Annotated in this window: 17 protein-coding genes; 12 read left to right on the top strand and 5 right to left on the bottom strand. The window is 42.9% G+C overall.

Features of this window, described 5'->3' with window-relative positions; genetic code table 11:
* Positions 1–126 precede the first annotated feature (126 nt).
* Positions 127–2,100: a mechanosensitive ion channel domain-containing protein gene (locus JMW94_RS03280; protein ID WP_201601367.1), complete on the bottom strand. Its 1,974-nt coding sequence runs from the start codon at positions 2,098–2,100 to the stop codon at positions 127–129.
* Positions 2,101–2,548: 448 nt separating this feature from the next.
* Between JMW94_RS03280 and JMW94_RS03275 the strand changes: the two genes are divergently transcribed.
* From JMW94_RS03275 to JMW94_RS03240, 8 genes are all read left to right on the top strand, one after another.
* Positions 2,549–4,495 (top strand): TonB-dependent receptor domain-containing protein, encoded by a 1,947-nt coding sequence (locus JMW94_RS03275; protein WP_201601087.1) that lies wholly within the window; start codon positions 2,549–2,551, stop codon positions 4,493–4,495.
* Between the two features lie 353 nt (positions 4,496–4,848).
* The gene (gene ahcY, locus JMW94_RS03270; RefSeq protein ID WP_201601083.1) at positions 4,849–6,273 is read left to right on the top strand and encodes an adenosylhomocysteinase; all 1,425 of its coding nucleotides are present in this window, start codon (positions 4,849–4,851) and stop codon (positions 6,271–6,273) included.
* A gap of 13 nt (positions 6,274–6,286) precedes the next feature.
* Positions 6,287–7,132 carry a methylenetetrahydrofolate reductase gene (locus JMW94_RS03265; RefSeq protein WP_201539660.1) on the top strand — a complete coding sequence of 282 codons (846 nt, stop codon included), beginning with the start codon at positions 6,287–6,289 and terminating at the stop codon, positions 7,130–7,132.
* A 191-nt stretch (positions 7,133–7,323) separates the two neighbouring features.
* Positions 7,324–8,217 carry a 16S rRNA (uracil(1498)-N(3))-methyltransferase gene (locus JMW94_RS03260; RefSeq protein WP_201601080.1) on the top strand — a complete coding sequence of 298 codons (894 nt, stop codon included), beginning with the start codon at positions 7,324–7,326 and terminating at the stop codon, positions 8,215–8,217.
* 54 nt (positions 8,218–8,271) lie between these two features.
* Positions 8,272–9,984, top strand: a complete 1,713-nt coding sequence (locus JMW94_RS03255; protein ID WP_201601077.1) for a putative bifunctional diguanylate cyclase/phosphodiesterase — start codon at positions 8,272–8,274, stop codon at positions 9,982–9,984.
* A 393-nt stretch (positions 9,985–10,377) separates the two neighbouring features.
* Positions 10,378–12,171, top strand: coding sequence for an acyl-CoA dehydrogenase C-terminal domain-containing protein (locus JMW94_RS03250; protein ID WP_201553794.1), 1,794 nt, complete (start codon positions 10,378–10,380; stop codon positions 12,169–12,171).
* Positions 12,172–12,491: 320 nt separating this feature from the next.
* On the top strand, positions 12,492–14,276 hold the full coding sequence (locus JMW94_RS03245) for an acyl-CoA dehydrogenase C-terminal domain-containing protein (RefSeq protein ID WP_201601074.1): 1,785 nt from the start codon (positions 12,492–12,494) through the stop codon (positions 14,274–14,276).
* Between the two features lie 405 nt (positions 14,277–14,681).
* The gene (locus JMW94_RS03240) at positions 14,682–17,162 is read left to right on the top strand and encodes a site-specific recombinase (RefSeq protein ID WP_201601071.1); all 2,481 of its coding nucleotides are present in this window, start codon (positions 14,682–14,684) and stop codon (positions 17,160–17,162) included.
* A gap of 102 nt (positions 17,163–17,264) precedes the next feature.
* Here the strand turns inward: JMW94_RS03240 and JMW94_RS03235 are convergent, their stop codons facing one another.
* Positions 17,265–18,107, bottom strand: a complete 843-nt coding sequence (locus JMW94_RS03235; RefSeq protein ID WP_201601068.1) for a symmetrical bis(5'-nucleosyl)-tetraphosphatase — start codon at positions 18,105–18,107, stop codon at positions 17,265–17,267.
* A gap of 96 nt (positions 18,108–18,203) precedes the next feature.
* Entirely contained in the window at positions 18,204–19,067 is an 864-nt protein-coding gene (gene rsmA / locus JMW94_RS03230) for a 16S rRNA (adenine(1518)-N(6)/adenine(1519)-N(6))-dimethyltransferase RsmA (RefSeq protein WP_201601065.1), read from the bottom strand.
* Positions 19,068–19,476: 409 nt separating this feature from the next.
* Here rsmA and JMW94_RS03225 point away from each other — a divergent pair, with 409 nt between their 5' ends.
* Positions 19,477–20,532, top strand: a complete 1,056-nt coding sequence (locus tag JMW94_RS03225) for a DUF4238 domain-containing protein (protein WP_227685403.1) — start codon at positions 19,477–19,479, stop codon at positions 20,530–20,532.
* Positions 20,533–20,727: 195 nt separating this feature from the next.
* On the opposite strand, the gene pdxA is transcribed toward JMW94_RS03225, so the two are convergent.
* Positions 20,728–21,819 carry a 4-hydroxythreonine-4-phosphate dehydrogenase PdxA gene (pdxA, locus tag JMW94_RS03220; RefSeq protein WP_201601365.1) on the bottom strand — a complete coding sequence of 364 codons (1,092 nt, stop codon included), beginning with the start codon at positions 21,817–21,819 and terminating at the stop codon, positions 20,728–20,730.
* Positions 21,820–22,166: 347 nt separating this feature from the next.
* On the opposite strand from pdxA, the gene dnaB reads away from it, so the two are divergent.
* The 3 genes from dnaB to argF all read left to right on the top strand — a co-directional run bounded on the left by dnaB (position 22,167) and on the right by argF (position 25,963).
* Positions 22,167–23,570: a replicative DNA helicase gene (gene dnaB, locus JMW94_RS03215; protein ID WP_055124901.1), complete on the top strand. Its 1,404-nt coding sequence runs from the start codon at positions 22,167–22,169 to the stop codon at positions 23,568–23,570.
* A gap of 179 nt (positions 23,571–23,749) precedes the next feature.
* On the top strand, positions 23,750–24,856 hold the full coding sequence (gene alr, locus JMW94_RS03210) for an alanine racemase (RefSeq protein WP_201601059.1): 1,107 nt from the start codon (positions 23,750–23,752) through the stop codon (positions 24,854–24,856).
* A gap of 189 nt (positions 24,857–25,045) precedes the next feature.
* Positions 25,046–25,963: an ornithine carbamoyltransferase gene (gene argF, locus JMW94_RS03205; protein ID WP_055124903.1), complete on the top strand. Its 918-nt coding sequence runs from the start codon at positions 25,046–25,048 to the stop codon at positions 25,961–25,963.
* Positions 25,964–26,095: 132 nt separating this feature from the next.
* On the opposite strand, the gene rpiA is transcribed toward argF, so the two are convergent.
* Positions 26,096–26,755, bottom strand: coding sequence for a ribose-5-phosphate isomerase RpiA (gene rpiA, locus JMW94_RS03200; protein ID WP_201601056.1), 660 nt, complete (start codon positions 26,753–26,755; stop codon positions 26,096–26,098).
* Positions 26,756–26,811 lie beyond the last annotated feature (56 nt).

The raw sequence follows: 26,811 nt of genomic DNA, 5'->3' as shown, positions 1-26,811 counted from the left end.
TCAAACTCGCTTAGTCTAGAATTTAGTATTTGTTTTCTTTGCTGCTCTAATTTTTGTGAATGGTATAAGATGAACGCTTGATACTTACCTCAAGTGCTTATCTTATACCGTTTTTAATCCATAATTTTATGGCTGATTCCATATAGAAAAGCCAGATTTTCTTTTTGCGTACTTGAACTTGATTTTCTTTATCATACGGCTTTTATTTCTCAATGTCTTTAACGCATTGTCTTTTTTGCTCTTGACTGATTTAGAGGTTCGCTGGCTGCCTTTTTCATCTGTCTTGACGTTATCTTTATCTTTACTCAAGTCCACGGCATGCTTATCATCGTTGCTGTTATCCTTATTGTCGCTAGCATCATCATCAGCATGGTCATCGTTTGACATGTCTTTTGTCGTTTCGGCGACGTTGTCTTCCTTATTCTTATTTTCCATTTCATTTTCTATGTGATGTTCAAGCTCAGTTTGATTGACAATAAGCTGCTGCGTTGGCAAGGCATGCTCGACATCATATTTCGCCACTTGGTTCAATAAATCAACAAACAAAACGTTCTGTTTGTCATAGAACTCAGTCACGCCATTAGCATTAACATACGCTTGTAATTGAATGATATAGCAGTCTTGACGTAGCTCTAAAATATTGACCTGATTCCATTCTTGGTTGGTCAAATAATGCTCATCTATAAACTCATCCAAGTCCTTGACCATCTTAAAGACCACATCAATATCAGCAGTGCGTTTGATATATAACTGATGGAAGAAGCGAAACATATCGCGGGATGTAAAGTTTTCAATTTGCATTGATGAAAAATCACCGTTTGGTACAGTCACAACAGTGCGCGTCAAGGTGCGCACACGTGATGAGCGAATACCAATATCAATGACTGTGCCTTCATAAGTGCCAAACTTACAATAATCACCAATACGTACGGGCGAATCCGCCACGACCACGACACTACCAACAAGGTTTTCGATGGTTTTTTGCGCACCCAGTGCTAATGCCAAACCACCCACACCCAAGGCGGCAATACCCGTGGTCAAATCAAAACCCAAATTACCGAAGATAACAATCACGGCAAAGATCAGCAGCAACGCTTTGACCACTTTGCGTAGCAGCCCCAAGATAGAGACACGTTCAGTATAATTTTTCTTATAACTTAAATTTACCGCACGAGTGAATATGGCATCGATGACTCGTAACAGCAACCAAGTCAATGCAAGCCAAGATGCAATCTCAGTAAAACGATTGATCGGTTCACGTAGCGTCACCGACACGCCTGCATATACCATCACTTCTGACAGTATCAGCGCCATAATGACCACTGCCAGTGGCAATACGACCTTATCAGGTAATGGCAATGGTACGCCGCGCACACGAGGATAGACGATTCGTAATAGATGGTACAGCAGCCATACCATGATATAAGTAAACACAAAGCTGCCGACAGTCATCATTAACGCTGCGGCTAAATCCGCCACTTGATAGCCAAACAGCTTTTTGCCTTCTAATGAATCAAAAGTATAGCGAGACACTAACGTTGGTTCGGTATTTTCTATGACTTCTGGTATTGAGCTGAGCGTATCTGTAGAAAACTGCCAGTACTGCTCTCCTTGCTTAGATACCACTCTTTCAAGTATCAGTGGCACACTTTTTTCACCCACATTAATCGCACCGACGTTTTCTTGGCTTGGCGGTAGCTGATCAGTTAGGTTGCCCTCAGGCGTATTATTAATCTGCAAATCAGGCTGAAAACGCCCACCTGCATCCAGCGCTTGCTTAAACTGACGAACGATTGTGGTTGGATTGTCAGACTTTGATAAGTTTAAATAATTACTCGCCAGCAGATAGTCATTTTCACCTAACGCACTGATGAAGCCCTGTACGGTATGGCGCGGTGTATCGCGTCCGAATGAATCTGGTATCGGCGTACTCGCCGACTCCTCACTGGTACTGCCACCCATTCCCAGTGCGCTAGCTTCAGCAGCAAATGCATTATTGGGTAACAACGCACTCAACAGCATCACAAGCAAAAATAAAATTGCCATTAGTGGCATTTTGATGATTGAGTATGGTGAAGACAACTCGGGACTGGGAATCATAGGAATCAGGCGATACTTAATAGACAAAACAAACCTCTTAGCATTATGAATGGTACAACGAAGAACAAATGAGCACTTCCCTATAATAGCAATTATTTATAACAGCAGTGCTTTTGATTACACGTTTTTATGGTCATCTATGTGAGTTATCTGCTCTCACCTTTGCTTATGACTGCTAATTTTTTCTTACCTTTCACGACACTCCTTCTCAATGTCTACTATGAATGAGAGTGACAATCATTAAATGAATAAACCGCAATCTATCATGAAAACTACTCAGCTTACCGTGAATAAACATTAGGTTAAAGTGGTTTATAAAGCGGTCTGTTTTGTAGATAATGAACGCAGTTTTGCTTGTCTACTGTTTTTTGTAATTTTTAGCCATATTAACGTCAGTATGGTTACTTTTTTTCCTGCATTTTTTAATATGATTATTTTGGAATTGACTATGTCTTTATCACGTTCATCTTCACGTACCTACCTTCGTTTGAGTATCTTAAGCGCATTAGGTTTACTTGCGGTTAACACAGCAATGGCAGTGACACCTGACGTTGCTACTATTAACGATAGCGGGCTACCACAAGTTGAGCTTGATGAAATCATCGTAACAGCAACCCGTACCCCCACTAAAACCAGCAATGTGATTGCACAAACTCGGGTTGTAGATAAAGAAGATTTAAAACGCTTTCAAGGTCAGACGGTTTTAGAAGTACTTAGACGGCAGCCAGGATTTAGCATTAAACAAGATGGTGGTATGGGTCAAAGCAGTAATTTCTATCTTCGCGGCTATGATAGTAAGCGTGTATTAGTGCTAATAGATGGTGTTCGTTATGGCTCAATGTCAACAGGTCAGCCCGCTTTAGCCTTATTACCGACCGATCAAATTGATCGTATTGAAATTTTATACGGTGCTTCAGGCTCTAGCATTTATGGTTCAGATGCTATGGGCGGCGTCATTCAAATATTTACTAAAGGCAGTGACGTCGATCAAACTAATTTTTCTGTGACCGCAGGTGTTGGCTCACATGACCACTATGTTTATGGTGCAACAGCGCAGTTTACAAATGCTCAAGGCGCAAAACTGAGTCTTTCCGCTAGTCGGAATCAAACCAAAGGTATCAGCGCGCTTGACAACCGAACAGGCAATGATAAAGATGACGATGGCTTTGAGAGCAATAACTTTGCCTTAAATGCTAGTATGCCTATTACTCAAAATATAAGCGTTGGCGCAACTGGACTTTTCTCTAAGTCAACGACAGAGTTTGATAACTTTAGTTTTGGACCAGGTCCCAATGCAGAGATTGATCAAAAGAATGGTGCCGTATCAGCATTTTCACAATACGAAAACGATAAGCTGACAGTACGACTATCAGCGGGTCAGAGCTTGGATAAGATTGATAACAAAGTGGGCGATGCCTTTGAAACCAAGCAGAAACAGGCGAATTTGATAAGCACTTATAAATTACCTATAGGACAATTTCAAGCGGGTGCCGAATGGTTGCAGCAGGAAGTAGAGCTTACGGACAATACTCCTAGCGCTGGTGGTAAAGACAGCTATAAAATAAATGACCGTGATATTAAGAGTGGCTTTGCTGGTTATCAAGTAAATGAGGATGCTTACGATTTTCAAGCCAATGTTCGTTTCGACGATAACTCACAATTTGGTCACGAAACTACATTTGGTCTTGGTTATGCTGTAAAGCTAGCGCCTAGCCTACGCCTAGGTACTAGCTTCGCTACTGGTTATAGAGCGCCTACTCTCAATGACTTATACATCGAGAGTGCTTACTATGTTCCAAATGAAGATTTAAAAGTCGAGAAGAGTAAAAACCTAGAAGTGTTTATTGAATCTACCAATACGATACAAACTACTCGTTTGACTGGTTTTAATAGTGATGTCGACAATCTTATTGATAACAGATACGATGATAGTATTGACAAATATCAAGCACTGAACATTGATGAAGCAAGCTTGTCAGGTTATAGCTTTACCTCAGACTGGCAGCTCAGTAATATTTTATTTGGTGGTCAATACACTCGCACCAATGCTGAAGAGGACTCAGGAGCTAACAAAGGCAAACAATTAGTGTATCGCCCTGAAAATACTGGCCTGGTATATATAGGTTACCAAGCTGCAGAGTTCGATATTCGTACTGAAGCAGAATATGTGGGTAAAACCTATAATGTTGCAGATAATAGCACTTTTATAGAGGACTATACGTTATTCAATATCAGTGGTAATTATTACTTGAGTCCAAATCTGACATGGACAAGTCGTATTAACAATTTGACTAACGTAGATTACTCAACTAATGAGAGTTTTGGTCAATATGCTTCGCGTTACAATCAAGACGGCACCAACTTCTTCACATCTCTAACCTATAACTGGTACTAATTTTCTCTTAGTACTATTTGGACTGTCTGAAATGAGAATAAAAAAGGTCATCCATCGATGGCCTTTTTTATTGCTACATATTACCGCTTCCCATCTTACGTGCCTATACCGTCAGCTATTTATGTTATCCAAGAGGTGACAATTCATGACTCATCAATTACAATAACGACCTCCGAGAGGTGTTGCGCCATAATATCTGATAGTGCATTTAGGCTTTAAAGCCCTGCTAATCAGTCCTTATGTTAGGCTCGGTAACTGTTAAACAATCATCTCATTGATTGTTGACAGCGCAAATAACGGCACCTGCGTTTTTATTCTTTTTATCATACCTTAACCACTGATAGGAGCATATTATGGACGCAGTGTCTAACACCCCATCTGCCCATACGATCGATCCCTCTTTTACTGACTATAAAGTCGCTGACATCAGCCTTGCTGACTACGGTCGCCGTGAAATCACCCTTGCCGAAGCTGAAATGCCTGCCCTAATGGGTTTGCGTCGTCGCTACGAAGCCGATCAACCGCTTAAAGGCGCAAAAATCGCTGGCTGTATCCACATGACCATCCAGACTGCCGTTCTTATCGAGACACTCGTCGCGCTAGGTGCTGAAGTACGTTGGACCTCATGTAACATCTTCTCAACTCAAGACCATGCTGCTGCTGCGATTGCTGCTGCTGGCATCTCTGTTTATGCTTGGAAAGGCGAAACAGAAGAAGAGTACGAATGGTGCTTACGTCAGCAAATCCACGTTGGCGGCGAAGAGTCAGGTCAGCTTTGGGATGCTAATTTAATCTTAGATGACGGCGGTGATTTGACCGCATTGATTCATAATGATTATGCCGAGCTTCTTGATAACATCCATGGTATTTCAGAAGAGACTACCACTGGCGTCCATCGCTTAGTTGAAATGCTAAATAAAGGCACATTAAAAGTACCTGCTATCAACGTCAACGATGCAGTTACCAAATCTAAAAACGACAACAAATACGGCTGCCGTCATAGCTTAAACGATGCGATTAAACGCGCTACTGACATGTTCCTTGCTGGTCGTCGCGCCTTAGTTATCGGCTATGGCGATGTGGGTAAAGGCTCTACGCAAAGCTTACGTCAAGAAGGCATGATTGTCCGTGTCTCAGAAGTCGATCCTATCTGTGCGATGCAGGCATGTATGGACGGTTTTGAAGTATTGTCACCTTACATCAATGGTGATAACACTGGTGGCGCAGAAAACATCAACACCCGTCTGCTTGAAGACACTGACATGATCGTTACTACTACTGGTAACTACCATGTTTGTGACAGACATATGCTAGCAGCCCTGAAATCTGGTGCGGTTGTTTGTAACATCGGTCACTTTGATACTGAAATCGATACGCAATTTATGCGTGATAACTGGCGCTGGGTTGAGATTAAGCCACAAGTCCATCAAATTTTCCGCTCAGACGATGAAAACGATTATTTGATTTTGCTTGCTGAAGGTCGTTTGGTAAACTTGGGTAATGCCACTGGTCACCCATCACGCGTGATGGATGGCTCATTTGCCAACCAAGTATTGGCACAAATGTATCTGTTCGAAGAAAAATTCGCTGACTTACCAGCCGACGCACGTACTGACAGCTTATATGTAAAAGTACTGCCTAAGAAGCTCGACGAAGAAGTCGCTGCGGCGATGGTTGCTGGTTTTAACGGTACATTGACTAAGCTGACGGATAAACAAGCAGAGTATTTGGGTGTGCCCGTCGAAGGTCCATTTAAGCCTGACGCTTACAAATACTAAAAGGAGCCAGACTGTGACTAAGCCTGCTTTTTCCTTTGAGTTTTTCCCTGCCAAAACCGAGCTAGGTCATGAAAAACTACTCAGTACTTATGATGAGCTGAATAAGCTATCACCTGCGTATTTTTCAGTGACCTACGGTGCTGGTGGTTCAACCCGAAATCGCACTTTAGATATCGTCCAAGCACTATGCGCACGCGGTGAGACTGACATTGCGCCGCATATATCTTGTATCGGTGATGATAAGGCGGAAATCGCTGAATTGCTCGATCTGTATAAAGGTTTGGGCATCAAGCGCTTAGTTGCCCTGCGTGGTGATTTACCATCAGGTCAAGTCGGTATGGGCGAGCTGCCGTTTGCGTTAGACTTGGTGAAGTTTATCCGTGAATATTCAGGCGATCATTTCCATATCGAGGTCGCAGCGTATCCTGAGATGCATCCACAAGCGCGTAGCTTTGCGTTTGATGTTGACAACTTGGTCAATAAATACCAAGCAGGTGCCAATGCTTCAATCACCCAGTTTTTCTATAACGCTGATAGTTACTTATATTTGCGTGACACCTTAGAAAAACGCGGTATCGATACGGTTGCTCAGCCTTTAATCGCTGGTATCATGCCGATTACTAACTCAAGTAATTTGGTACGCTTTGCCGATAGCTGTGGCGCTGATATTCCGCGTTATGTACGTAAGCAGTTGTCTGACTTTGGCGATGACCGCAAAGCCATTCGTGAATTTGGTTTTGATGTCGTCTATCGTTTATGCGAGCGCTTAATTGCTGAGGGCGTACCTGCCATGCATTTTTATAGCATGAATAAGGTTGAGCCAAACAAGCGCTTGGTTGAAGCACTCGGCTTAGCTTAATTGCTCATCGTATTTATTAAATGTATTTATTAAATGTATTTTTTAAAGACTGGCGTTCCTAGGAGCGCCAGTCTTTTTGGTATAAGAATTGCACTTATGCAAATTCTACTAAAGATAATCCCTTTACCCTCTCAAACGATATTCTGCTAAGATATTTGAAAATATTATTCAAACAATAGGACTAAGCAACTGTGCGACGTTTTTTTTATGACACCAGCAATGACATCAGTAATGAAAGAAGCTCACTCCATCCTCAACTTAGCACCTTGGCTATTGGAGATAGTGCCGAATTAACAGAGAGTATCGTTCATCATTGGTGCCGTGTATTGCGTGCCAATATTGGCGATCAAGGCATATTATTCGATGGCTTTGGCGGCGAGTATCAGGTGCAGCTACAAGCCATCAGCAAAAAACACGCCACTGTGACATTATTAGCACATGTAGATATTGACCGAAGTGCCGCTGTCTTCACTAAAATCGGTCTAGTGATGAGCCGCGGTGAACGCATGGACTATGCGATTCAAAAATCCACCGAGCTTGGTGTCACTGCCATTCAATTGCTAAGTAGCCATCATGGCGAGGTCAATCTAAAGCCTGCCCAAGTAGAAAAAAAACTGGCACATTGGCAGCAAGTTGCCATTGCCGCGTGTGAACAATGCGGTCTTAATCGTCCACCGCTTATTATTGCGCCTGTGTCCATAAATGACTGGTTACAAAAGTCAGCGACCCACTCTGCCGATGCGCAAATGGACGTTCGCCCTCCTACTACCAGTACTATTGTCACAACCCTTAGCCAAGCCCCTTATTATCAAATATTACAACAACCAGCAGATTTGCGTCTGCAACTGAGCGTACCAGCTGCAGGACAACCAGCAATGCCTAAGTCGTTACCAACAGTCTTAACGCAACAGTCTCCTTATATTGAGCTGCTAATCGGCCCTGAAGGTGGTCTGAGCGTTGATGAATGCCAGCAAGCAGCCAAAGCTGGTTTTGAACCTTGGCAAATTGGCTCAAGAATCTTACGCACCGAGACTGCACCCGTGGTGGCGTTGGCGACTCTGCATGCTTTAAGCTATTATGGGTAAATACCCTATGCGTAATCCTAACTGCTGCTCTATTTCGATATGATGAGTCCAACTATGACTGCTTTCGCCCCTATTTCAATCGCAGACAAGCAGCAACTGCTGGCCGAGTTATGTGAGCAGCTTGATGATGCCATATTCATCTTGGATGCCCATTTACGCTATCTATCGGTCAATGCCAGTTATGAGATTATCATTGGCTACAGTGAGTCATTTTTGCTTGGCAGACCACTTGGTGTTTATGCGGCAGAGTTTTTATCAGATGAAGAAAGGGCCGTTTTAGCAGACATCACTGACCATCTAGACTGCAATGGTTTTTATGAAAACGACTTTTCGATGCTGAACCGTTATGGACAAATACTTGACTGTCACATGACTTATCGCAAAATCTGTGTCAATCATAGAACTTACTATATCGGTATGGTGCGTGATATGTCCGCGGTCGTCAAAGATCAAAAGCAAGTGGCGCATTTGCTCAATTATGATCAATTGACTGGGTTACCAAACCGTAAGGTTTTCTTGAGTCAGACCAGCGACCTATTGTTGGACAGCTATCAGGAAGTCGTAATTGTACGCTTTAATATTGACCGTTATCGCAATCTAGCAAGCTTGCTTGGCCCTGACGGCATCAACACCTTGGTAAAGAACTTTGTCACACGCCTGAAGAAACTTAAGCTCGATAATTTACAGTGTTTTTCCCATTTTGGCGGCGATGATTTTGCGTTATTATTCGAATCCAATGACGCTAATATGGTACGTCATCAGCTAGACAGCTTGATGCAAATGTGTGAACGCCCCTTCTCCTTAGATGAAAACACTGCGACAGACGCCAAGATTTATTGTCATATTTCCGTCGGGGTCAGTTACTTTCCCACTAACGACGACGAAATGACAGGATTGTTGACCAAGGCTGAAAAAGCCCTGCATTATGTCAAGCAGCAAGGCGGTGATGACATTTGCTGGTATGATACGGCCATTGACGAAGCCACTGCAGGTAGCTTGCAGTTAGAGGCGGAACTTAGAGCCGCTACCACTGAAAATCAGTTTGTTCCTTATTATCAACCAAAGTTTGAGCTGGCTACGGGCATCATTATTGGTTTTGAAGCGCTGGTACGTTGGCAACACCCGACTCGCGGACTGCTAAAGCCGATACATTTTATCAATGCCATTATCACTCATAAACTGTCCTTTGAGTTGTTCTCGCACATGGCGGTTCAAATTGCTAAGCAGTTATCGACTTGGCAACAGCAAGGGTTTTGTCAGCATATCTGTATCAATGCAGATGCCGCCGAATTTAGCCACCCTGAGTTTTCTGAGATGGTGAGCAGTTTACTGGTGCAACACCATATTTCTGCCCATCAGCTACATATTGAAGTCACCGAATCATCGTTAATTCAGCGTCATGCAAATGTCAAAAAACAGCTTACTCTGCTCAAAGAGCTGGGAGTTTGTCTGGCGTTGGATGACTTTGGCACCGGTTATGCCTCTTTGAGTTACTTACAAGAATATCCGTTTGATTTCATTAAAATTGATAAAAGCTTTATATCCAACATCGACACTGATCGTACCCAACATGCCATTGTAAAAGCTATTTTAGACTTGGCAATGGCACTTGATATGCAGGTAGTCGCCGAAGGCATCGAAACCGAACAACAGCGCGATGTCTTGCTAAAAATGGGCTGTCAACAGGGTCAAGGCTATTGGTTTGGCAAACCAGTGCCAGCAGAGGCTGCGACTGAGATGTTGATTCAGCAGTACGCCGCCAAATAAACCCCCTTTAACGGATGCTTATTTATCCAGTATCATTAGTATTTTCATATGCTTATTCGCATTTCCTCTTAACGCCTAACGTCGATTGTATAACCGATGCAAGATAGGTTCATGACTTATCAGTGCTGTCACCAAACTTGTATAATCCCCTCTGAAAGCCTATCTTTTATAGTGAATTTGTTAGAGCTTATTAAGTTTCAAGCTTACTCTGACCATCGCCATTCTTTTCAATACTATTTTATATAGCCGACAACATCGTCAATCTGCATTATTGCCTAGCATTTATTTGGGCTCGTTAGATTAATATGGGCTGGACTTGTGCACTAAGTAACAGTGCAGTCATGTGCCTACCCTTGATGATGATTGGTTATATTCTCAAAAGGACAGGAAGTTATGCAATACAAAGCGCCCTTACGTGACATTCAATTCGTGATGCATGAGTTACTCGACAGCGAAAGCCATTATAAAACCCTGCCAGCATTCCAAGAAGCGGATCGCGAGCTAATGGACAGCCTGTTTGAAATGGCGGCAAGCTTTGCTGAAAATGAGCTATCACCATTGAATCAAAGTGGTGACGCTGAAGGCTGCCAGTTTAACAATGGTCAAGTGACCACGCCAAAAGGCTTTAAAGAAGCATACAAAGCGTATTGTGAGCTTGGCTTCCCAGCGTTGTCTGCTGAAGAAGACTTCGGCGGTCAAAATATGCCGTTCTCATTATCAACCGTCATTAATGAAATGGTTGGTACGGCTAACTGGTCATTCTCTATGTACCCTGGTTTATCGCATGGTGCCATTCAAACCATCGAGCATCACGGTACGGACGAGCAAAAACAAACCTACTTAGAAAAAATGGTCAGCGGCGAATGGTCTGGCACCATGTGCTTGACTGAAGCACATGCAGGTTCTGATCTGGGTATTATCCGCACCAAAGCTGAGCCTAAAGAAGACGGCAGCTATAGCATCACTGGTCAAAAAATCTTCATTTCAGCGGGTGAGCATGACTTAACGGACAATATCATTCACATTGTATTGGCTCGTCTACCAGGCGCGCCTGCTGGCACAAAAGGCATCTCACTGTTTATCGTTCCTAAGGTAACGGTCAACGAAGATGGTAGCCTAGGTGAAAACAACAACGTCGTTTGTGGCTCTATCGAACACAAAATGGGTATCAAAGCCTCAGCCACTTGCGTGATGAACTTTGATGGCGCAACAGGTTATCTAATTGGCCCAGAAAACCGTGGTCTACAGTGCATGTTTACCTTTATGAACGTGGCGCGTATTGGTACCGCAGTGCAAGGTTTAACAGCAGCAGAATATGCGTTCCAAGGCTCATTGACTTATGCCAAAGATCGTCTAGCAATGCGTTCATTATCTGGTGTTAAAGCGCCTGAAAAAGTTGCTGACCCTATCATTGTACATCCAGCGGTTCGTAACATGCTCTTGACTGAAAAAGCCTTTGCTGAAGGTGGTCGTGCTTTAGTCTATTACCTCTCACATTTTGCCGATACTGTTGCAAAAGGCGAAGGCGATGCGCTTAAATTTGCTGATCAAATGTTGTCACTATTGACGCCGATTGCTAAAGCGTTCTTGACTGAAACGGGTCTAGAAGCGGCTAACCATGGCGTACAGGTTTATGGTGGTCATGGCTTTATCAGCGAATGGGGCATGGAGCAAAACGTGCGTGATACGCGTATTGCTTGCTTATACGAAGGTACTACTGAAATCCAAGCGCTCGATCTATTAGGTCGTAAAGTATTGGGTTCACAAGGTAAACTGCTTGCAAACTTTGTCAAAATCATCCAGACATTCTGTGAAGAAAACAAAGAAAACGATGAGATGGGTCAGTTTATTCGCCCACTTGCCAAACACCTTAAAGAATGGGGTGATTTGACTGCACGCATCGGCATGCAAGCCACTGAAAACCCAGATGCGGTTGGCGGCGCTGCGGTTGATTATATGTATTTCAGCGGTTATGTGACGCTAGCCTACTTATGGGCACGCATGGCATTAGTAGCACAAACTGAACTTGCTAACGGTACTAGCGAACAAGCCTTCTACGACGCGAAAGTAAAAACCGCGCAGTTCTACTTTGCTAAGCTATTGCCACGTACCACCACTCACGTACAGCGTATCAGCACTGGTGTTGAACCATACATGAGCATGGACGTTGATCAGTTCGCTTTTTAATTAGACGTTAAATACTGCTAATACTGTATTTTTATCGGCAACATACTCAGGTGTGTTGCCGATTTTCTTAGCGCTATTAAAATTAATAACGAGTAGAGTCAACACTTTCAAGAAATCTAACCTTTTCTAAAAATCTATTCTTATTTTTATAAAGGCTATCCTTTATCAATACTTTTGGTGTACGCACAATTCACGAAGAAACACACCCGTGCGCCAGCTTATTTGCTAAACTTTGATTATTAACCGCTAAGGTTAGACCAAAAGAACAATTGATATCTTTAACAACTTTACTATTATTTATTTGAACCAAAGGAATGTTTATGGCTGTTTATAATGCCCCTCTGAATGACATGCGCTTTATCTTAAATGATGTATTTAACGCGCCTAAATTTTGGCAAAACAACGAAAACTTAGCTCATGTCGATATGGAAACAGTCGATATGATTTTGGAAGAAATGGCAAAACTGTCAAAAAACATTCTTTTGCCAATCAACCGCAGCGGCGATGAAGAAGGCGCAACCTTTGAAGGTAATGGCGTCGTCACGACTCCTACTGGATTTAAAGAAGCGTATAAGCAGTATGCTGAATCAGGTTGGGTTGGCTTAAGCGGTAACGCTGAATACGGTGGTCAAGGTTTCCCAAAAATGGTGACCATGCTGACTGAAGAGATGGTATTCACTGCCAACCAATCGTTTGCCCTCTACCCTAACCTAACCGTTGGCGCAACACTGTGCCTAAACGCAGCGGCTTCTGAAGAACAAAAGCAAACCTACCTAGAAAAAATGTACAACGGCGAGTGGGCGGGCACCATGTGCTTGACCGAGCCACATGCTGGTACTGACTTAGGTATCATCAAAACCAAAGCTATCCCTAATGATGACGGTAGCTATGATATCTCTGGTACCAAAATCTTTATTACTGGCGGTGAGCATGACCTGACTGACAATATCATTCATTTGGTATTGGCAAAAACCCCTAACGCGCCAGAAGGCTCAAAAGGTATTTCGCTATTTGTCGTACCAAAATTTTTGGTCAATGCAGATGGCAGCTTAGGCGAGCGTAACACCCTAGCAGTCGGCTCTATCGAGCATAAAATGGGCATCAAAGCCTCAGCCACTTGTGTCATGAACTTTGACAGCGCTAAAGGCTGGATGGTTGGTGCCGAAAACACGGGGCTGTCATCAATGTTCATTATGATGAACTACGAGCGTGTGACTATGGGTCTACAAGGCCTTGGTGGATCTGAGCTTGCTTATCAGAATGCGGCGTTATATGCCAACGACCGTGGTCAAGGTCGTAGTGATACCCAACTGCAAAGTCCAGAAAAACCAGCTGATGCGATCATTCATCATGCGGATGTACGCCGTATGCTATTGAACGCCAAAGCCAACACCGAAGCGTCGCGTTGCTTTGCGATGTACGTTGCCAAAAATCTTGACGAAGAGAAGTTTAGTACCGATCCAGAGGCCGCTCAAGCTGCTGCCGCACGTGTTGCTCTATTGACGCCAGTGGCTAAAGCATTCTTGACCGACAAAGCATTAGAAGCCACCATTGATTGCCAGCAAGTATTTGGTGGTCATGGCTATATCCGCGAATGGGGTATGGAGCAAATCGTTCGTGATACCCGTATTGCGCAGATTTATGAAGGCACCAACGGTATTCAAGCACTTGATTTATTAGGCCGTAAAGTGGCGAAAAATAACGGCAAATACGTCACTCATTTCTTAGGTGAAATTCGTGATTTCGTCAATAACATGCAAGCGGATCATGGTATCAAGCAAGCAACGCTAGATGCTGCAGATACTATCGAAGCGCTAACCAACACTGTGCTTAGCAACATTGGCGAGCGTAAAAACGAAGTCAATGGCTGTGCCGTTGACTACATGCATGCCTTTGGTTACCTCGCTTACTCGTACATGTTTGCGTTGATGGTAGAAGCCGCTAACGGTAAAGAAGGTGAGTTTTATACCAATAAAGCCAAGCTTGCCGATTATTTCGTCGGCCGTATTTTGCCACGCATTGATGCTCATGCACAAATGGTTCAAGCTGGTAGTGATCCAATGATGAACTTTGATCTTAGCTACTTTGATGTACCTGCTAGCTAATTTCTTACTTTTATAATAAAGTAAGCCATACCGCACTACGATAAGGGGACAGTCACGCTACTGTCCCTTTTTTTGCCAAAAATATCATCACAGTGATGGTTTCCACAATCGATATAATGAGCGCCACAAAATAACTGCTAACAAAATAATTAACCGCTCAGGCATTGTTACGATTAAAATAACGCAAAGTCACAACATTAAGATTGCTACAAATATCTTTAACGCCTAAACCAATACGCTTAAAGCTAATAATTTCCAAATTAGTGAGCTGTAAATTAGAAACCTAACCATCAATAGTGGTAGATATCGCGACATTGATAACTAATATAGTCATTCAAAACACCTATATCTTTGCTCATACTCAATAATAACAATGACTGAAATAACCACCACAAGGGATGCAATGTGTCAGAAATAAAACACATTTTACAACAGATTACAGCCTTAAGTGATGTGCCCGATCCTGCGGTACTCAAGCGCTTAATCGATGAGCTACGAGTGAGTGATAAAGAGCCCACATTAGCCAATCAAAACATTCAAGAGCTGATTGACATTTTACGTCAACATCCAGAATATGCAGATGGACTGTCAAGTTTCGTCTTAAAACTGATTATTGAATATCGCCAAATTGCTTTATATACCGATACCGGCATCATGTCGGATCAGGGCTTTTTTAATAGTCTACGTCGCCTTATCGGACACCGTTTTTTACCGCTACTGCCACAAGAAGATTCTGTCGTAGAATTGGTCGGTTATTTATTTGATAAACGCTCTGATGAGCGCTGGCTTGCCAATATTAAAAAAGACAAATGGGATGAACTGGTTGAGCTACTCAAAGTCGATGAGCAGCATTTAAACTTAGTTGCGACAGCAAAAAACAGTATTTTGAACGCGATTATCATTTTGTCATACCGTATCAGCGGTATTGGCTTGCATCCAGATTTGATGGAATTTTATCCGCAAATGCTGAATTATTCAGCGTCATTTGTGGCACAAAATCAAGAGGCGGTCTTGTACGTCAATCAGTACCGAGAAGCGCATGAGCTTGATACTTTAACGGATATCACGCCCGAAAAAGCGGTAGATCCTGCGCCGTTACTGGTCATGATTGAACAATGCGAAGATATCGTTGCCACCATACGCAAGCGCATTTATAAAACGGGAATCTCTATTCGCCTGACCAATATGATGCTGCGTTTAGACCAAAGCTTGCAGCGTATGCGTATCTTAACTGAACTGGTAGCAGATAATTATGATAAGCGTGATCAGGCGCTCATTGAGTTGATTCAAGCGCTGATTACCACTGCGAGCCGCCGTTATAGTATTGGATACTTAATTGATAATAATACCAAGCTGCTGTCGCGCAAAGTCACTGAAAATGCCAGCCGCGTGGGTGAACATTATATTAGTACCGATAAATCGGGCTACCAAAAAATGTTCAAGAAAGCCTCTATCGGTGGTTTTATTATTGCTTTTATGGCAACGCTTAAGATACTAGCCTATAACCTAGCCCTCGCACCGATGGGACGCGCCTTTGTAAATAGTATGATTTATGGATTGGGTTTTGTTTTTATCCATATCGTTCATGGTACGGTTGCTACCAAACAGCCTGCTATGACGGCGGCAGCAATCGCTTCTACTATCTCGGACGGTTCTGGCAAAAAGTCACACCAGTTAAATAAACTATCAGAATTGGTGGTCGATATTTTACGTACCCAGTTTGTGGCAATTATGGGTAATATTATGCTAGCGATACCAGTCGCCTTGATTATCTCTTTTTCATGGCTACAATATACTGGTGCGCCGATGATCAATACCGATAAGGCTGCACACTTACTGCATGATCTTGACCCCTTTCACTCACTGGCATTGCCCCACGCGGCCATTGCTGGCGTCTATTTATTTTTATCTGGTCTTATTGCTGGTTACTACGATAACTTGGCGGTCTACAACCAAATCGGTGCCCGTATTCAGCGCCACAAACTACTTCAATACCTACTACCAAAAACTTGGTTACAGCGTTTGGGCGGCTTTATAGAAGCCAACCTTGGCGCCATTATGGGCAATTTCTTGTTCGGGGTGTTCTTAGGTAGTACTGCAACAATTGGCTATTTATTTGGCTTACCGATTGATATTCGCCACATTGCGTTTGCCTCGGCGAATTTGGCGCATGGACTGTTTAATATATCTGCCAGCCAGTGGGATTGGCAGATTGTGTTTATTTCTATTTTAGGCGTTGCCCTTATCGGCATGGTGAACCTCATGGTCAGCTTCTCGCTCGCCTTATTTGTGGCACTGCGCTCTAAAGAAGTCAAATTCATGGAGTGGAGTCGTTTAACCAAGCAGCTTTTCAGCCATATGCTTACCCATCCTTCAGACTTTTTCTGGCCACGTGATAAGCCAATGAAGTATGCTCGTATCGACAGCCAAGGACATATGATTTTTGACGATACCAGCGCTCATAAAGGGGGGCAAACTATTCCCAATAATTATGTCGTGCGCCGTTTGTCTGATGTAAAAATTCTACCTAAATCCAAGCAAAAAAGCATGCAAAATGAACAGGCTATCACAGACATAGATTACGATAATAACATCTCAAATGCTGACACTGACGCTGCGCTAAAAAGTCGGGAAACACACAGCACCACCAATCATATCAGTACCAAAAAAACCATTGAACTCGATGATGGGCTGATAGATGAGGAGCTCAATAGCGTCCCTTATAGTAGTGATATTCAATATGATAAGGCGCATAACGCCTTTACTGAGGGTAATGAGATGACTGCCCATCCTGAAAGCGATAACAGCAACCCTGAAAATAAGGCCACGGGCGATGCTAAAACATCACTACCTAAACCCAAAAAACCACCAAACCTACCCAGCTAATGGGAGGGTTTTGGTGGTTTAATAAATCGTTTGAATAAGCAAAATAGTTGCGGCGTGACCTCATTTTAAAAACGGAGATAGAAATGAGCCCATGCCCTAATATTATGTTTCTGGCTGTAAGCAGTGCGCACTTGACCTGATAATTTTTCCATCACTCAAGCGATAAGCCAATAGATCATTACCCCAAACACAGCCGCCGTCAAGTGCGCGCGCATACGGTAAGTCTACCTCACCTTTCAGCGCTGCCCAATGCCCAAATAGTATCTTGCGAGTCCGCGGCACTTGCCATTCAAACCAAGGCAAAAACCCCTCTGGCATACATGCTTCTAACCCTGCTGAAAAGCTAAATTCTAACGTGCCGTCTTGTTTGCACAGCCGCATACGAGTGAAATAATTGGCAATTGCACGCATTTTGGTAAAGCCATTAATATCTGGATGCCAGTCATCAGCAGTCTTGCTATATAAATTCGGCAATAAACGATCCAGCTGTTTTAAACTACTTTGCAATTGTGACTCTAACTGCTGCGCGTGATTTGCGGCCGCCTCAACCGTCCAATGCGGTGGAATGCCAGCATGAACCAATACCGTCTGCTCATCAGGAAAAGCCAATACTGGCTGATGACGTAGCCATTCAAGCAGTTCATCGCAATCATCGGCAGCAAAAATAGGCGCTGTCTGATCCTTTTTTTTAATCTTTGCCGCACCGCGCCAGACAGCGATCAAATTGATATCATGATTGCCGAGTACTGTCGCGGCTGCGCCTTGCTCGCAAAGTGCTTTGACATGACGCAAGGTATTTAACGAGTCTTCACCACGTGCCACCAAGTCCCCTGCAAACCATAGCTTGTCTTGTGCAGGATCAAAATCCAATATTTCAAGTAAATGAAGGTACGCCGCATAGCAACCTTGCAGGTCACCGATGACATACTGATGGCGAAATCTCATAGATCCTCAGTGTTTTTACGTGATAGTTTTATGTGAAAATTTTATATCGTCATTTCCATATAAATGTCTTTGACGACCAATCAGCAGTAACTCGATTCAAACCTCTACTTTACGCGCTTGATTACTCAAATTCACAAAATCCTTCACACTTAAGACTTCAGGACGTGCTTGTGGGTCGATGCTACACGCTGCAAAATCTTCTTCGCTCAATGTCGGTAGCAACGTTGATTTTTTAAAGATAGCACGTAGCGTCTTACGACGATGGTTAAAGGTTTCACGTACCACAAGCGCGAAATACTCTTCGTCCTCCGCGACGACTGGCTTAATGATATGCGGCGTCAAACGAAAAACCGCACTGGTTACTTTTGGTGGCGGATTAAAAGCACCACGTGGTACGGTCAGTAGATAATCGGTATGGCAATGATACTGCATAATGACAGATAGGCGACCATAAGTTTTGCTACCGACATCCGCCGTAATACGCTCGACCACTTCTTTTTGCAGCATAAAGTGCATGTCTTGAATCACATCGGCATAACTGAGCAAATGAAATAAGATAGGCGTAGAAATATTATACGGCAGATTACCAACCACACGGAGCTTGCCACGCTCATCGCTATACAGCTCGCGATAGTCGACATGCATGGCATTGTCTTTGATGATCGTAAAGTTTGGATGGCTGTTGGCACCGATACGAATACGCAGGCTATCTGCCAAATCACGATCCAGCTCGACCACAGTCATCGCATCTACTTCTGCCAATAATGGCTCAGTCAGTGCGCCCATCCCTGGCCCAATCTCAATCAAATTGTCATCGCGCTCTAAGCGAATGCTCTCAACAATCTCACGGATGACACTGCGATCATGCAAGAAGTTTTGACCAAAGCGCTTACGCGGTTGGTGTTTGGCAGCGCGTAGGCTGTTGGTAATAGACTGAGCATCAAACGATGTTTTGGACATAAAAAAGTCTTCATAGATAAAAAAGAGAGGGTCGATAAGGCAATGCCAGCAATGTGCTAGTTTTATAATGATGAATTATAACACAGCTCATAATTGCACTGTATTTTTGAGATATTTTATTGTTAAACTACCCATACATTAGCGCAACCGAGGCAGTGTTTTTTTTGTTCTAAAACCATTTGGTATAATGTTGGTTATATATAAGGTTCCCTAGTAAGGACTTGAATCTTTGGCTGTTGTAGTACCAGTATGCTTCTGAGTGTACAAAAGGTCAGCATCTCGAATTTAATATCAAATATTTCAGCTCAGATTTGCGATATCGGTTGCTTATGCAGCATACTTGTTAATAAAGATATGGAACGCTAAATAATTATTTGACTTTAATATGCTAAGGAACAAAACTTTGAAAATGACTACTGATGTTAAGAAGCAGCATACCGTACCCCGATTTTTATTGGATAAGTTTAGTTTTGAGACAAGTGGTAAGAGAAATAGGTTGTTTACTTTTGATAAATTGAATGAAAAAGTTTTTGAACAAACTGTATTTAACGCAACAACCATGAATTCATTTTATAACTTTGTAGATGATCCTGCGTCAATAAGTTTGGAGCCCGTTCTTGGTGTATATGAAGATCAAGCAGCTCCGTTAATTAAAAAAATAGTTGAAGAAAAAAGTATTTCTTGGTTATCTGAAGAGGATAAGTACAAAATCGCTGAATTCATAGCTGTGCAGCAATCAAGGACACATACACGTTTGCAGTTAATAGAGCGTATGGCTAGCGTTCTTGATATACGTCTCACACAAATGCATCCTTCGAGTGAGAAAGTAGAAACTGGGTTTGGAACGGAAGGGTTAAACGATCGTAAAAATATTTTTCTCAATGGAATAGTAAGTCAAGAAGAAGTAATATCAATTTTTTTAGAAAAATCCTGGATACTTTTTGAGACAACAAAAGAAAACCCATTTTTCATATCTGATAATCCAGTCACACTATACAACAGTATTGATATGGGGGTATATGGCAACTTGGGCATTGCCCTTGAAGGGATAGAGATTTATATTCCACTGTCATCCACTATTACATTGGGTTTAATTTGTCCTTCGGTTGCCAAGTTGAAGACTCAAGAATCAGCAAAGATATTAAATAAACCTAACGTAATAGTGGATCTTTTCAACGCATTGGATGCGTCTCAAAAGAAGTTGGTTCTAGATGATGCGGGGCAAACTGAGACTGAGTTTTTGCAAGCGGTAAAAAATCTAAATTCATGCATAGAAATGGCAGAAAGCTTTGAAGATGGTAGCTCATATCTTATACAAGATGAGAAGCTGAAACATTTAAATAGTTTGCAAGTCGCACAATCTGAAAGATATGTTTTTTCTACAATAGATGATTTCGAAGTAGTACAGAAAATGATTGCTATGAATGAGCAATACAAATATGGACCAAGTGTAAAAATAGGATAATTTTTCGAAATCATTTATTAATGCATACACCAGTGGAACAAGTTAATTCACCTTTTAAACCCATTAACAGACCACTTAAAACAGAATGCCATAATGGAACCACTTATATCAGGTCATGTTTGACGACTTATAAATGGCCATCATTCACACCAAAGTTAGCCAATACTGAGTTAAAAACCTCGCCAAGACACCGACTTATGCAAGAGGTCTATTAATAAGCGATTTATCCGCCATCTCATTAGCCATCAGTAGTGCTTGGTATAAGCTAGTCGCACTTGCGCCGCCGCGTCCCGCTAAATCAAGCGCAGTCCCATGATCAACTGAGGTACGGATATACGGCAGTCCTAAGGTAAGATTGACGGTATCACCAAAACCATGTGATTTAAGCACTGGCAAACCTTGGTCATGATACATAGCAATCACCGCATCACAGTTGGCTAGATGTCTGGGTGTAAATAACGTATCCGCTGGCATTGCCTCTGATATATCGACACCTGCTTTGATAAACTCATGCAATACGGGATTGATAATCTCAATCTCCTCGACGCCTAAATGCCCGCCCTCGCCTGCATGTGGATTCAGACCACAGACTAAAATACGTGGCTGCGTTAAGCCAAATTTTGCTTTCATCTCATCGACGACAATTTGTACCGTTTGGCGTACATTGTCAGATGTGATTGCAGCAGGGATATCTTTTAGCGGTAAATGAGTGGTGACAAGCGCGACTTTCATGGCTTGATTGGCGAGCATCATAACCACTTTATCACAGCCACTTTGCTGCATAAAAAACTCTGTATGACCGCTAAACATCGTGCCATCTAATAGCTTAATATCAGCCTCTATCAATGCAGACTTTTGCAATGGTCCAGTGACGATAGCGGCCACTATTTTGTTGGTTGCCAACTGATGGGCAATATCTAACTGCTTAACGACCATTACCGAATTGCGCGTGTTAATTTTCCCGCAGACAACTGGCTCAGCACAAGATATATTAAGCAGAATAAAAGAACTATCCACGTCAGTATCTGGCTGCGACATCTGCTCTACAACGTTAAAACTAAAGTCATCGGCATCGATATCAATAGTTTGCCAGATGGGAGGGTTTTTCAATACATCAGCTGCAACCAACTCATCTGCGCGCTTTGTCATAGCGGTGCTATCAGCGGTGACCCAAATTGGGCGTTCAAAATCTTGCAATTTACCCTCAGCCGCTAATAGCAGCACGATATCCATCCCAATACCAGCAGGCTCACCAGTTGTGATTAATAATGGCAATTTTTTTTGTATATCTTGCATCGTAACTACGCCTTTATATTTATATTGAGTCGTGAATTTTATTGTATTTTTTATGGGAAAAATAAGTACTGACACTTATATTGTATAGATGATTTTTTACTTATTACAACCGTCATCTAGAATAGATAGTTGTCTATCGGTGCCGAAAAAAGCCTATTATGTGTTAAACTTTCGCTTTTGATTATAGCATTTACCAGTCAACACCGAGATCAGGTTTTGGTACTTCAATTATAGTGACATGTGGCGTTTTATTTGCTGTATCAGCACCCAATAAAACCCTGATGTCACATACCGATTTATACCCTCTTTTATATCGACTTTTGACACATTAGGCAATCATGGCAGACAACGAAAAAACCGACGACTTACTCAATCAGACACCGCCGCACAATATCGACATTGAAAAGGCATTGCTCGCGTCCTTAATGAGTATCGAAGAGGCGTACGACAAGATTGCTGATATCGTTACCAAAGATGATTTTTATGCAGGGCGACATCAGTATATTTTTGATGCTATTGCTCATTTAGCGGCAGTCAACGAACCCTATGATACGGTCATGGTACACGACTGGCTAGAAGCACAAAAACTCCTTAAAAGTGCAGGCGGCGATAGCTACTTGGCAGATATTTTGAGCCAAAGCCCTGCGACCTTGTTTAACCTGACCGCCTATGCTCAGCGCGTTCGTGAACTATCTACTCTACGCCAACTGATTACGACTGGCAATGAGATGCTCACGCTCGCCTATAATCCTAAAGACCAGACCGTCAGTGATATTTTAGACAGTGTTGAGGGTAAGATATTTAGCATCAATGAGCAGCACAATAAACGCGCTGAACAGCGTGGACCTGTGGGCATTACTGCTGTTTTGACCAACGTTATTGATAAGATTCAAGAGCTAAAATCCAATCCCGATGGCATGATTGGTTTGCAGACACCGTTTGCTGAGTTGAATAATAAAACCCAAGGCTTGCAGGCAGGTGACTTAATCATTGTGGCTGCCCGTCCTTCTATGGGTAAAACCACCTTTGCCATGAACTTGGCAGAAGGTATTTTATTTAACGAAGATCTGCCTGTTGTGGTGTTTTCGATGGAGATGCCTGCTGAGTCTATCGTCATGCGTTTGCTATCCTCATGGGGCGCGATTAATCAGACGCATTTGCGTTCTGGGCAAATGAATGAAGATGAATGGGCAAAAATGATGAACGCCATTCAGCACTTGCAATCTAAACATCTCTATATTGATGATAGTACCGCTTTGCCACCCTCTGAGATGCGTTCACGCTGCCGCCGTATCGCCAAAAACCATGATGGCAAGCTTGGCGCTATCGTCGTCGATTACCTGCAGTTGATGAAAGTACCAAACCTAGATGGCAACCGTGTTGGGGAAATCTCTGAGATTTCACGGAGTCTCAAGGCGCTAGCACGTGAGCTTGAATGCCCTGTTATCGCTTTGTCGCAGCTTAACCGCAGTCTAGAAAACCGCCCTAACAAGCGCCCTATCATGTCAGATTTGCGTGAATCGGGTGCGATTGAGCAGGATGCCGATTTGATTATGTTCATCTATCGTGATGAGGTTTATAATGAGAATACAGACCACAAAGGCGTGGCTGAAATCATTATTGGTAAGCAGCGTAACGGCCCTATCGGCACTATACGTTTGGGCTTTGAAGGGCAATTTACCCGCTTTATTAACCTAACACCAGAATACTATCAAAATGTCAGTTTCGAGAACGACGAATGATCAATCTTATAAAACTTAAGCCTAATAAAGCTAAGCCTGATAAAGCTAAGCCTGATAAAGACTAAAGCTTCATCATAAGCGAACAAATAGTTTTTAATAAAATAGCCAGTGCTGCATTAGCCCAATTGATGCAGTACTGGCTTTATAATTTCATAATTCTACTTATAAAGAAGCCAATTATGCGTACTATCACAATCAAACCACAAGCCATTACTCACAACTTAAACCAAGTTAAAAAAATGGCAGCAAACTCTAAAGTCCTAGCCATGGTCAAGTCCAACGCTTACGGACATGGCGTGGCAGCGGTATTGCCTGCATTGCACCAAGCAGACGGTATTGGTGTTGCAACCTTGACTGAGGCGCTAGAAGCTCGGCAGTTAGGCTGGGACAAAACGATTAGTTTGATTGAAGGGGCATTTACCGATAATGAGTGGCAGCAAGCCATTGAGCATGATATTAGCTGCGTGATTCACCATGCGCCGCAGTTGCAGTGGGCACTCGACAATATCCCACCAGCCAATAGTGCGACCAGAGTGGTTTGGCTTAAATATAATACTGGTATGAACCGTCTAGGCTTCAACGCTGAAGGTGTTATGGCAGCGGCTAAGCGTCTGCATGAAGCGGGATATCAGCTGATACTAACCACGCATTTTGCTAATGCCGATGACAGCACTCATCCATTAAACTCAATGCAAATTCAGCGTTTTTCGGAGGTATTAGATACCTTACAAGCGACCATTAGCGCTGATATTAAAGGCTCATTATGCAATTCAGCTGGTATCGTCAATTTTCCAGAGCATCATTATGATTGGGTACGTCCCGGCATTATTTTATATGGTAGCACCCCTGTCATTGATAAAAACGCGCATGAGTTAGACTTACAGCCAGTGATGGATTTCAGCGCACAAATTATCGCCCTGCAAACAGTTCAGGCAGACAATGCTATTGGCTATGGCAGTCGTTGGACAGCGCAGAAAGACACTAGAACCGCACTGGTGAGTGTCGGCTACGGTGATGGTTACCCTCGTGTCATCAGCGATGAAGCCTATGTCACTGTTATAGATACTGCCAACGATCAAAGCTACCGATGCGCAGTCATTGGACGCGTGGCAATGGATATGATTGTCATTGATGTCAGTACCGCGCCAGAAGACATTGCGTTAGACAGCAAAGTAATACTGTGGGGTTATGCTCCGCACGTCGATGAAGTCGCCGCACATGCAGGTACGATTAGCTATGAGCTACTATGCCGCCTAAGCATTCGCCCAAATCGCATACAAGTATAATTATACTGACCTCATCACTATTCATGTAATGTCTGTTTGCCAGACTTATAAATCACGGCAAATTGGACATTTACATTAAGCCTAATTGCGCTATACTAAAAGTTTGTTGTCACCCCAGCATACGCACTGACGCGATGCTATTAAAGACTGATGACGTTTCACTGACTGCGATCGACTGCTAGGATTACTATGAGTTTGCGCCATTTTTTGACCTTATCTGATTTAACCAAACAAGAATTAGAAAACCTTATAAAACGCGCCAGCGAATTGCGCAAGATGCAACACGCAGGCGAGATATATCAGCCGTTTGTTGGTCGTACGCTTGGCATGATATTTGAAAAATCCTCAACCCGTACGCGCATCTCATTTGAGACAGGTATGGGTCAGTTTGGTGGTAGTGCTATCTTTTTGTCGCCAAATGATACCCAGCTTGGGCGTGGTGAGCCGCTAGAAGACTCCGCTCGTGTCATATCAAGCATGGTCGATATCATCATGATTCGTACCTTTGGTCACGAAAAAGTTGAGACCTTTGCTGAATACTCAAGCGTGCCTATTATCAATGCTTTAACTGACGAATTTCATCCTTGCCAGCTACTGGCAGACATGCAAACCTATTATGAGCATCGCGGTAGTATCGAAAATAAAATTGTCACTTGGGTTGGTGATGGCAATAATATGTGCGCATCGTATATGCAAGCGGCTCATCAATTTGGTTTTGAGCTACGCGTCGCTGCGCCTTATGGGTTTGAGCCTGACCCTGAGCTGATGAAACGCTTCTCGCATTGCGTCAGTATTGTCGAAAACGTGCAAGAGGCAGCGAAAGATTCAAACTTAATTGTCACCGATGTATGGGCAAGCATGGGACAAGAGTCTGAACAAAACACTCGTGCGCGCCGTTTTGCCGCTTATCAAGTAACGCCATCGCTATTGGACAAAGCCGATCCTGAAGTGGTATTTATGCACTGTCTGCCCGCGCATCGTGGTGAGGAGATCTCTCATGATATGCTTGACGATCCACGCTCAGTTGTATGGGATGAAGCAGAGAACCGCTTACATGCGCAAAAAGCCTTGATGGAATTTTTGCTAAAAGACAAAATAAAACTTTAAGAAATGTAGCCATAATCTATTTATGGAAGAGTAAGTACGAAAAAGGCAGACCACATTTAGTGTGATCTGCCTTTTTATTTTATGATGAACGATAAGCCACTGCTTAACTGATTCTTAACGAGTAAGCATTTTTTAACGAATAAGTGTCGTCACACCATTACTACCTGCTTTAAGCAATACATCAGCTTGATTGGCCGCAAAAATACCATTACACACCACACCCACAATATTATTCAGCTCTTTTTCAAGCTCTATTGGATTACTCACATCCAAATCATAAGTATCTAAGATAACATTACCATAATCAGTCACAAAATCTTCGCGGTAAACTGGCTCACCGCCCATACCGGCTAATTGCCGTGCGACATAAGAACGTGCTTGCGGCAGTACCTCAATCGGAACAGGAAACTCGCGACCTAGCACCTCAACGCTTTTGCTCTCATCAACCATACATATAAATTTATTAGAAGCCGCTGCCACAATTTTTTCACGAGTGAGCGCGCCGCCGCCGCCTTTTATCAATTGCAAATGCTCATTGACCTCATCTGCCCCATCGATATAAATATCAAGCGTACCAGCAAAGTTCAAATCAACTATCTCAATACCAAGGGCACGAAGTTTGTCTTCAGTGACCTGTGAGCTAGCCACCGCGCCAGCAAGCTTTACAGTTGGCAATAATTCAATCAAACAGTTGACCGTACTGCCTGTGCCTACTCCAAGTATCATGTCATCTTCGATATAACTTAGAGCCGCTTTGGCTGCGGCTTGCTTTTGTGCTTGCTGATCACTCATCATAAATCCTTGGCAAAATAAACGTATCGCTTTAAAAAAAGTAAAGGGTAAAAAGG

Source organism: Psychrobacter immobilis (genome assembly GCF_904846185.1).
GTDB classification, from domain to species: Bacteria; Pseudomonadota; Gammaproteobacteria; order Pseudomonadales; family Moraxellaceae; genus Psychrobacter; species Psychrobacter immobilis_B.
This window is presented reverse-complemented; position numbering and strand designations above follow the sequence as displayed.

What these genes read in the sequence shown, in the direction of transcription:
- JMW94_RS03255 (WP_201601077.1), top strand. Translation starts at nt 8,272, where the DNA reads ATGACTGCTTTCGCCCCTATTTCAATCGCAGACAAGCAGCAACTGCTG.
- JMW94_RS03245 (WP_201601074.1), top strand. Translation starts at nt 12,492, where the DNA reads ATGGCTGTTTATAATGCCCCTCTGAATGACATGCGCTTTATCTTAAAT.
- JMW94_RS03275 (WP_201601087.1), top strand. Translation starts at nt 2,549, where the DNA reads ATGTCTTTATCACGTTCATCTTCACGTACCTACCTTCGTTTGAGTATC.
- JMW94_RS03250 (WP_201553794.1), top strand. Translation starts at nt 10,378, where the DNA reads ATGCAATACAAAGCGCCCTTACGTGACATTCAATTCGTGATGCATGAG.
- dnaB (WP_055124901.1), top strand. Translation starts at nt 22,167, where the DNA reads ATGGCAGACAACGAAAAAACCGACGACTTACTCAATCAGACACCGCCG.
- rsmA (WP_201601065.1), bottom strand. Translation starts at nt 19,067, where the DNA reads ATGTCCAAAACATCGTTTGATGCTCAGTCTATTACCAACAGCCTACGC.
- argF (WP_055124903.1), top strand. Translation starts at nt 25,046, where the DNA reads ATGAGTTTGCGCCATTTTTTGACCTTATCTGATTTAACCAAACAAGAA.
- alr (WP_201601059.1), top strand. Translation starts at nt 23,750, where the DNA reads ATGCGTACTATCACAATCAAACCACAAGCCATTACTCACAACTTAAAC.
- rpiA (WP_201601056.1), bottom strand. Translation starts at nt 26,755, where the DNA reads ATGAGTGATCAGCAAGCACAAAAGCAAGCCGCAGCCAAAGCGGCTCTA.
- ahcY (WP_201601083.1), top strand. Translation starts at nt 4,849, where the DNA reads ATGGACGCAGTGTCTAACACCCCATCTGCCCATACGATCGATCCCTCT.
- JMW94_RS03280 (WP_201601367.1), bottom strand. Translation starts at nt 2,100, where the DNA reads ATGATTCCCAGTCCCGAGTTGTCTTCACCATACTCAATCATCAAAATG.
- JMW94_RS03235 (WP_201601068.1), bottom strand. Translation starts at nt 18,107, where the DNA reads ATGAGATTTCGCCATCAGTATGTCATCGGTGACCTGCAAGGTTGCTAT.
- JMW94_RS03225 (WP_227685403.1), top strand. Translation starts at nt 19,477, where the DNA reads ATGACTACTGATGTTAAGAAGCAGCATACCGTACCCCGATTTTTATTG.